Origin of the sequence: Cohnella sp. (genome assembly GCF_041640265.1) — a bacterium.
GTDB lineage: Bacteria > Bacillota > Bacilli > Paenibacillales > Paenibacillaceae > Cohnella.
Window position 1 is genome coordinate 241,864 of sequence record NZ_JBEQAP010000004.1, and the last position, 9,086, is coordinate 250,949.

8 protein-coding genes are annotated in these 9,086 nt (G+C 46.9%); 5 read left to right on the forward strand and 3 right to left on the reverse strand.

Annotation, left to right across the window (positions count from 1 at the left end):
- Window positions 1–77 precede the first annotated feature (77 nt).
- Entirely contained in the window at window positions 78–1,118 is a 1,041-nt protein-coding gene (gene rhaS / locus ACESLK_RS05495) for a rhamnose ABC transporter substrate-binding protein (RefSeq protein WP_372663283.1), read from the forward strand.
- A gap of 86 nt (window positions 1,119–1,204) precedes the next feature.
- A complete protein-coding gene (locus ACESLK_RS05500) occupies window positions 1,205–1,531 on the forward strand; it encodes an L-rhamnose mutarotase (protein ID WP_372663285.1) in 327 nt (108 codons plus the stop codon).
- A 90-nt stretch (window positions 1,532–1,621) separates the two neighbouring features.
- Here ACESLK_RS05500 and ACESLK_RS05505 read toward each other — a convergent pair whose 3' ends face one another.
- Complete coding sequence (locus ACESLK_RS05505; protein ID WP_372663287.1) at window positions 1,622–2,041, reverse strand: DUF1885 family protein; 420 nt, start codon at window positions 2,039–2,041, stop codon at window positions 1,622–1,624.
- Window positions 2,042–2,200: 159 nt separating this feature from the next.
- Between ACESLK_RS05505 and ACESLK_RS05510 the strand changes: the two genes are divergently transcribed.
- Entirely contained in the window at window positions 2,201–2,488 is a 288-nt protein-coding gene (locus ACESLK_RS05510; protein ID WP_372663289.1) for a DUF3055 domain-containing protein, read from the forward strand.
- 53 nt (window positions 2,489–2,541) lie between these two features.
- On the opposite strand, the gene ACESLK_RS05515 is transcribed toward ACESLK_RS05510, so the two are convergent.
- On the reverse strand, window positions 2,542–4,014 hold the full coding sequence (locus tag ACESLK_RS05515; protein ID WP_372663291.1) for an aminotransferase class I/II-fold pyridoxal phosphate-dependent enzyme: 1,473 nt from the start codon (window positions 4,012–4,014) through the stop codon (window positions 2,542–2,544).
- Window positions 4,015–4,251: 237 nt separating this feature from the next.
- Here ACESLK_RS05515 and ACESLK_RS05520 point away from each other — a divergent pair, with 237 nt between their 5' ends.
- Both ACESLK_RS05520 and ACESLK_RS05525 read left to right on the forward strand, forming a co-directional pair.
- The gene (locus ACESLK_RS05520; RefSeq protein ID WP_372663293.1) at window positions 4,252–5,436 is read left to right on the forward strand and encodes an MFS transporter; all 1,185 of its coding nucleotides are present in this window, start codon (window positions 4,252–4,254) and stop codon (window positions 5,434–5,436) included.
- 297 nt (window positions 5,437–5,733) lie between these two features.
- Window positions 5,734–8,751, forward strand: a complete 3,018-nt coding sequence (locus ACESLK_RS05525; protein WP_372663295.1) for an efflux RND transporter permease subunit — start codon at window positions 5,734–5,736, stop codon at window positions 8,749–8,751.
- Between the two features lie 65 nt (window positions 8,752–8,816).
- On the opposite strand, the gene ACESLK_RS05530 is transcribed toward ACESLK_RS05525, so the two are convergent.
- The coding region (locus tag ACESLK_RS05530; RefSeq protein ID WP_372663297.1) for a hypothetical protein at window positions 8,817–9,086 on the reverse strand (270 nt) is incomplete at its 5' end.

Below are 9,086 nucleotides of genomic sequence, written 5' to 3' on the forward strand. Positions count from 1 at the left end.
ATAACCACCGTTGTACGACAGTTCCGCGGACTGTTTGTATATATAAGCTTAGTTGATCAAAAGGGAGGATTCACGAAATGAAAAAATGGCTCACAATCGGTCTTGCCTTGATTTTGGTGTTATCTGTAATCGCAGCTTGTGGCAACAACAAAGAGAATAACGGCAAGCAAGGTGCTGATGCTGGCGGGAAGAAGAAGTTTGCAATCATTTTCAAGAACACAGGTAATCCTTATGGCGAGAAAGAAATGGAAGGCTTCAAACTCGCAATCGAGGAGCTTGGCCATGAAGCGATCTTGAAGGCGCCTGACCAACCGACTGCCGAGGCGCAAATCCAGATGATTGAGGAATTGATCTCGCAAGAGGTTGACGCCATCGCTATCGTGGGAAATGATCCAGATGCTCTGCAGCCAGCGCTTACGAAAGCGATGGACAAAGGCATTAAAGTACTGTCACTCGATTCCGGCGTTAATCCTCAAAGCCGCATGGTTCATGTAAACCAAGCGGATCCAGAGCGTATTGGCCGCGTTCAAGTTCAAGCCATCTACGACATGATCGGCGGGAAAGGTGAGATTGCCGTTCTATCGGCGACTTCCCAAGCTACGAATCAGAACGTTTGGATCGAGTGGATGAAGAAAGAGCTTGAAGATCCGAAGTATGCGGACATGAAGCTTGTAAAAGTGGCGTACGGTGATGATCTTCGTGACAAAAGCGTATCCGAGACTGAAGCTTTATTGAAATCATTCCCTAACCTTAAAGGAATCATCTCTCCTACAACAGTCGGCATCGCTGCCGCAGGTAAAGTGTTGACGGACAAAGGACTTAAAGGCAAAGTACAATTGACTGGCCTTGGATTGCCGAGTGAAATGGCAGACTATATCGAGAGCGGCGTATCGCAATGGATGTATCTATGGAATCCGGTTGATGTTGGCTACCTTGCTGGTTTTGCGGCAGATGCGCTAGTTTCCGGCAAAATCACCGGTAAAGTCGGCGATAAATTCACAGCAGGACGTCTAGGCGAGAAAGAAATTATTGCGGACGGCGAGGGCACTCAAATCATGCTCGGAGATCCGTTCAAATTCGATGGCGCTAACATTGCTGAATGGAAAAAAGTATATTAATCTTAAAAGACAAACCGATATAGTCAAACCTCCTGCAATCGAGTTCGTTTGCAGGAGGTTTGCCATTTCCCTAAGGAGGCGTAATAATGAACCAGAGCAACAAGTTTGCTTGGACATGGAACATCAAGGAAGAATGCCTAGAGAAGTATGTGAAACTGCACTTGGACCCTTGGCCGGAAATCATGGAGGAGCACCGTAACGCGGGAATCCGCAATTACTCTATATTCCAGAACGGGACGCAGTTTTTTTACTGCTTTGAATGCGATAATTTAGAGGCGGCTTTCGCTTATATTGCTCAAAGCGATGCTTGCAACCGCTGGAACGCAATAACATCCAAGATGGTGCAGGGATCTTTCGATTTTCAAGATGCGGAGCCGATATCGCCGATGAGAGAAGTTTTTTATTTAGTTTAGAGCTATTGGAGCCAAGCAGCGATTGAAACAAATATAAGCCTCTTCCGACTTGGTACAGACGGAAGAGGCTTTATGTATGTTTATGGTTTATCATTTGCGTGGATTGAAGTAAATGGTACGTCCGTTAAACATCTTAACTTCAGCCTGCAGCTTTCTGCCGATCCACTTGCATAGTTCATTGGCCTTGGATTTGTCCCCATGGGTAGAGTCATCTGGAAGGACAAGATGAATGTAAGGCACGGTTGTTCCATCCTGTTCCCGTTGGCCTGTTCCGACCACTATGTATCGGTACAGGGGATTGATGCCTTTCAGATAAAACCATTGGTCTTGGGCTTCAGGCTTGTTCTCAATGCTGTAAGGGAAAGCGGCTTCGGCATAATCCCAGCCGAGCTGTTGTCCGGTTAACGCCATCTGATCCCGATAATGCTCAAGCTGCTGCTTCACGCCATCGAGATTAATCTCGGCTAAAGTTGAGCCTTGTACAAGAGAAATGTAAGCGCTTTGACTCATGGTTCCACCCCCACGCCCATGATAGCATTTCCTTCATTTCTTGGCAACGGAAACTCATTGTCGAAAATTCACTGTCGAAAACTTGATTGCCGTGTACAACACTATCATGTTAGAATATACATAATATTCAGATAATTCTTATGGACGGGAGGGAAGCGAATGCTTGAGAACCTCTACGATGTAATCGAGTCGTCCAACGTTAACTTTGTCGGCTGTGTTTCCGAAGATAGTCGCTTCGATTTTGCTATCATTTATACAAGTCATTTTTTCGGAAAACCGTTAGTTGTCTGCATGCAAACTGGACGCTCTGCCCCGTTATCGGCTGATGATCTTGGAGATACGGAAATCCTTCGATCGCGGTTCCTCGTCTCAGACGAAGCAGCCATTGAGCTTGGGAATTTACTTCGAAGTCGTTTACCATCGTTGGAAATGCATGATCAGTATTAATTATATAAAGGGCCTGTCTCTCTTTATGTAGAGAGACAGGCTCTTTTATTGTCTTATGAGATTGCGGTTTCTTCCAGAATCACTTTCACATGAGTGACTGATCGATCCTCAGGCCCTTTCACGGGAAGGCCGACCTCGAGATGATCAACGATATAATCGATGTTCTCCTGAGAGATCACTTCACCGGGAAGTAAAATCGGAATTCCTGGCGGATACACGTAAATAAACTCGGCGATGATACGGCCAGCCGATTCCCGGAAAGGAACAAGCTCAGTCTCTCCGTAGAAAGCATCGCGAGGGGTCAATGCAAGATGGGGAATCTCCGGTATCTTAACGACCATCTCGAGAATTTCCTTGGAATCAGTATGGTAGGCATCTGACATAGCCTTCAGAGATTCGAGCAAGATCCCGATGGATTCCTCGTCATCTCCCGGAGTGATGAGACAGAGGATATTATACATATCGCTTAGCTCGACTTCTAGGTTGTAATGCTCGCGAAGCCAATTTTCTGCATCATATCCCGTAATGCCTAAATGACGGACATGGATGGTCAGCTTAGTGGAATCGTAATCGTAGGTAGCTTCTTCCCCCAATAAATCTTCGCCGAAGCAATAGAGATCAGGGATTTGGTTGATGACTTCTCGCGCTTTATGAGCGAGCTTCACCGTTCTCTCGGCTAGCTCCTTGCCATGAAGCGCCAATTGACGCCGTGCCGTGTCCAAAGAGGCAAGCAGTGGGTATGAGGTGGATGTCGTCATAAGTAAGCTAAGAATCGTTTGAACCCGGTGAGGGTTAACCAAGCCGGAACGAATGTTTAGGATAGAGCTTTGCGTCATGGAGCCGCCGAGTTTATGCAAGCTGGTAGCAGCCATATCTGCACCGGCTTGCATAGCCGACAATGGCAATTCATCGGAGAAGTGGATCAGAGCACCATGAGCTTCATCCACAAGGACCGGAACGTCGTACTCATGTACGAGGTCAACGATTTCCTTCAAATTCGTACATACCCCGTAATAGGTAGGGTTAATAATCAAAACAGCGGCTGCATCCGGGTGACGCTCCAATGCGCGGCGGACGGAACGGGTCGTTACGCCATGGTCTATCCCTAGATTCGTATCGCGAACAGGGGATAGAAATACCGGACGCGCCCCAGCAAAAATAATAGCCGATAGAATGGATTTATGTACGTTACGAGGCACAATGATTTTATCTCCGTGACTGCAAGCGGATAAGATCATCGTCATAATGGCGGTGCTTGTCCCTTGTACAGAGAAGTAAGTCGAATCCGCGCCGAAAGCATCCGCCGCCAGTTTCTGTGCTTCAAGGATGACGCCGACTGGCTGGTGCAGGTCATCTAGAGGGGCAATATTGATTAAGTCAATATTCAGAATGTTGGGACCTATATATTCACGATACTCGGGGTCCATTCCAGCGCCCTTCTTATGACCCGGAATATGAAACTGTACTGGATTACGCTCTGCATGAGAGCGAAGTGCATCGAATAACGGAGTACGATTATGATCCAATAGAAGTTCCCTGCCTTTCCTAAGCTTTCATCTTAATGGGTTCAATTACACAGTGCAAACAAGCATGAGTATAACAAAAATAGGGGGGAAAGCAACCACTGACGGAATAAAGTGAAATTTGTCACCAAAACGACAACAGAACTAATTTGGAACAATGGGCTTGATATGCTACCATCAGGTATAGATTGTAGGTTCGTAAAGTGTTCGTTATCGTCCAAGACAGAGGAGAGAAATACCGTGAAAAGCAAATTGGCTATCGTCGGACTTATGCTCTTTACGATTTTTATCGGATTTGGCATTATTATTCCCGTATTACCCGAATTAGTGTCAGATGTAAGCGATAAATCTGCGAATTGGCATACAGGAGCGATGCTTGCGATTTATTCCTTAATGTCGTTCCTGCTTAGTCCGGTTTGGGGAGGGTTATCGGAACGCATTGGCCGTCGTCCCGTCATTATGACTGGAGTATTAGGCTTTAGCTTAAGCTTCTTGTTGTTTGCGATATCAGGAGATAATCTAGCGATTATGTACGCCTCGCGTATTTTGGGAGGATTGTTCTCCGGTGCTGTCGTATCATGTATCGTTGCTTACGTTGCGGATATTACGACAGAAGAGGAGCGTACGAAAGGGATGGCCGTCGTGGGGATGAGCATTGGGCTCGGGTTTACCTTCGGTCCTGGTTTTGGCGGGTTCTTAAGTGAAATTACGCTTCATACTCCGTTTTTTGCTGCTGCTGCGCTATCCTTAATCGTATTTATTGCTGCTTACTTTAAGCTTTCGGAGTCTTTACCTCCTGAGCGTCGAGCCTCCAAGCAACAAAGTAAACGAATATCACGCTGGACTGCATTTCAAGGACCTCTTAAGTATTTGTACGTGCTGGCTTTTTTCGTAACGTTTTCCTTGGCGATCCTGGAGGCAACCTTGCAGTTGTATGGGATTAAGAAGTTCGATGTAACTCCATTGCAAATCGGAATGATGTTTTTCTTCTGCGGCCTAGCTGGTGCGCTAGTACAGGGAGGCATCGTTCGCCGACGGGTGAAAAAGGGGCAAGAGGCTCAGTACATCGCTATTGGTTTAGTCATATCCGCGGCTGGTTTTTTCCTCCTTCTAACCGCGAATAGCTGGCATATCGCCACGGTTTACCTCTGCGTGTTCGGGATCGGGAATTCACTCATTAAACCTTGCGTCACCTCTCTGATTACGCAGAAGACGACTGTCGGACAAGGTATCGCTTCCGGTCTTAGCTCTTCAATGGACAGCTTGGGCCGAATCATCGGTCCTTTGCTGGGGGCGGCACTGCTCGGTGCAACTTCTTGGCTGCCTTTTGTTGTATCCGGCGTACTTTCACTCGCAGCACTTGGCTTGCTAGCGCAATTCCGAAGGTTGGATCGACAGCAGGTACAAGTACAGGCTCAGGCTTAATTCAATCTCATCAAGGCCATTTATCAATATCTGCAATGCATCAAAACCGGAGGCAAATGCCTTTCGGTTTTTTTGAGTTTTTTATTATTTAAAGATACCAAGAAGGATAAATACGAATATGACTTTTGTCCTCCTAGAATTGGATTTAGCAAGCCAAAAGAGACTTTAGCCGTAAGTAGGATCAGACTTTAGTCTAGGTTCAAAAACCGTCTGCAGCCGTTTTTCGAAACTTACTGAAGTCGTTATGCTTTTGGCAAGAGGTAAAGAAAACGATGGAGTGGAAGGGGAACAAACTAAGTGAAGAGTATTATTAGCGGAGCATTCCGCAACAAAGCAGCAATGATTATTATGATTATTATGGTATTGGGAATGGGGATTCTTAGTTACACTAAGCTTCCTATGGAATTTCTGCCGGAGGCTGATAATCCACAGGTTACAGTGTCCGTAATCGGGCCGGGGTATGACGCTTCTTCAATGGAACGCTCCGTTACGAGTCCGCTAGAACAAGCCTTATCCTCAATCAAAGGTAAAACGAATGTCTTCTCGACCTCTGGAGATGGTTTCTCGCAAGTAAATCTGAACTTCGATTCCACTACGGATATGAAGGAAGCGAAGGCAGAGGTTGAACGGGCCGTGAATGCCGTACAGCTGCCGGAGAGGGTATCACCGCCATATGTTGTTCAATTCAACACTTCGATGATTCCGATCTCTTTCGTGACGCTTACTTTTTCGGATGGCGTAAGCGATGCTCAGAAGGAAACGTTCGAGCAGCTTGTGCTGGATGAATTCCGCTCGATTGATGGCATAGGCGAGGTACAGCTTTCTGGTAAAACTCAGCCTAAAGTAAGCATTATTCCGGATGCGGCGAAGCTGGCGGCAGAAGGCGTACCTCTTCAATCTTTATACAGAGTTCTTCAAGGACGTGAAGCTTCGGCATCGGTTGGAGAATCTGCATTGGATGGTCAAATTGTGAACCTGAACGTCTCTGCCAGCTTGCAGGACGTGGAAGAGATCAAGAAGCTTCCAGTCGCGGAAGGGGTTAAGCTAGGCGATGTAGCTGCTGTTAATTTCGTCGAAGATAAGGAAAGCACGTTCCGGATGGACGGCAAGGATGCACTTGATTTTGTCATCTCCAAGGGTGCGAATTCAAATGCGGTCAAAGTCGGCGAAGGCGTGGAGAAAGTAATTAAGACGCTGAATGAAGAGAATAAAAACATCAACCTGAAAACATATATAAGCACTTCAGAACAAGTCGTTCATTCCGTTGACAGCATGATGAGAGAAGTTCTGCTGGGTGCGTTGTTCGCTACAATCGTTATTCTATTCTTCATGCGTAACATTCGGGCAACACTCGTTACTGTCGTATCCATTCCATTGTCTCTAGCCATGACTCTCTACTTGCTCGACCTGTCTGGTATTACGCTAAACATCCTGACGTTGGGCGGAGTCGCGGTTGCTGTCGGTCGATTAGTAGACGATAGTATCGTCGTCATTGAGAATATTTTCCGGCGCTTGCAGAAGGAGAAGTTCTCCACCGGCTTGATCATCGAGGCTACACAAGAAGTCGCAAGGGCGATCACAGCTTCTACGCTGACAACAGTTGCCGTATTCTTGCCGATGTCTCTCTTACGCGGGGGACTGCAATCCTTCTTGCTGCCGTTCGCACTAACCATGACATACTCGCTATTGTCTTCTTTGCTTGTCGCTTTGACAGTCATTCCGCTTATGAGCGCAGGCATGCTGAAAAATTCACAAATCAAGGAGCATCTGCCTTCTAAAAAGTTTGAACGGTTCCTCGAATGGAATCTGCGTTACAAATGGCTTCCAATTACCGCTGCGTTCTTGTTGCTCGTTGGTTCCCTTGTAACCTACATGAATTTGCCTAAAGGAGCGATTGATTCCTCGAGCGCGGAGACCCTAACAGTTAATCTTGAATACAAGCCGGATACACCTGTTGCAGAGGTACTTGAGAACGGGAAGAAGTTTGAAGCTTTCCTAATGAGCCAAGAAGAATCTGAATGGGTGACCATGATGAACGGAAACAGTGCAGATGCTGCTAAATATGGAGCAGTATCCTCACCAGCGCTAGTTTCCTACATGATTCAAATGAAAGACGGTGCTGATGCGGAGAACGTTATCAATGCCATTAACTCCCAGCGTGCGAACTATCCGGGTGCCAATCTTACTTCCGGGACGGGAAATTTCCTGATGGGCGGCGGCGGGTCGCAGATATTCGTAGACGTAACAGGTGATAATCTGGAGCAGATTACGAAGACAGCTGAAGAGGTTATGGCCAAGATCAAACCGGTTAAGGACGTTCTCAAGGTTGAAAGTAACCAAGAAGAGAAGAAAACTGTGTATACGTTAGAAGTAAACGCAACGGAAGCGAAAGCTGGAGACATCGCCATGCAGCTGCAAGGGATGCTTAATCCAGTTCCTATTGGAACATTAAATGTCGACGGTCAATCGCTGAATGTGCTTCTCGAGCCATCACTGAAGCCGAATTCTGAAAGTGAGCTCTCTACAATTATGGTCATGACGGATACAGGCCCTAAACCGATAACTAGCGTTGCTAACTGGGTTAAATCAGAGCAAGCGACATCGTTCTTCCATAAAGACGGCAAAAGCTATATCCGTGTCTCAGCTTCGGTAGAACCTTCTCAGTTATCGATTGTGGGTGCTGAGATTAAGAAAGAGCTTGCTAATGTAGAGCCTCCTGAAGGTGTGAAATTGAATATCGGCGGAGCATCCGCGGATCAGTCGGCAGATATGATGAGCCTATTCATGATGATGCTCGTGTCGATTGGTATCGTATACCTGATCATGGTTATTACCTTCAAGACACTTAGGGCACCGCTTGCCATTATGACATCTATTCTGTTTGTGCCGATCGGAGCTGTACTGGGCCTTCTCGTCACAGGAATAACGCCTGACTTTACTGCAATCTTCGGGGTTGTAATGCTTATCGGTATCGTCGTAACGAATGCTATCGTATTGATAGACCGCGTTAAGCACAACGAGGAGAATATGACAATCCGCGAATCGTTGCTAGAAGCAGCAGGTACTCGTATGCGTCCGATTCTCATGACAGCTATCGCTACTGTATGTGCTATGCTGCCGCTCGTGTTTAGCACGTCTTCCAGCACAAGCGGAAGTATTGTCTCCCAGAGCTTGGCTATCGTTGTAATTGGCGGTCTGATTGTTTCAACGCTGCTCACACTTGTTATCGTTCCGTGTATCTATGAGCTGCTGCACTTCCGCAAATCCGCTCGTCAACGCAAAGCCGCTGCTAAGAGTCAAAGTATTGCCGCGTAAAAGATATTAACGCACAAGAGGTGGTGCAGGGAATTCCTGCATCACCTCTTGTGTTTATGCTAAAGTTACCAACCAGCGACGCTGTTTGCATTATGCAAACTGCAGCCCGCCAATGCACCCAAACCAGCGACGCTGTTTGCATTATGCAAACTACAGCCCGCCAATGCACCCAAACCAGCGACGCTGTTTGCATTATGCAAACTGCAGCCCGCCAATGCACCCAAACCAGCGACGCTGTTTGCATTATGCAAACTGCAGCCCGCCAATGCACCCAAACCAGCGACGCAGTTTGCATTATGCAAACTGCAGCCCGCCAATGCACCCAAACCAGCGAC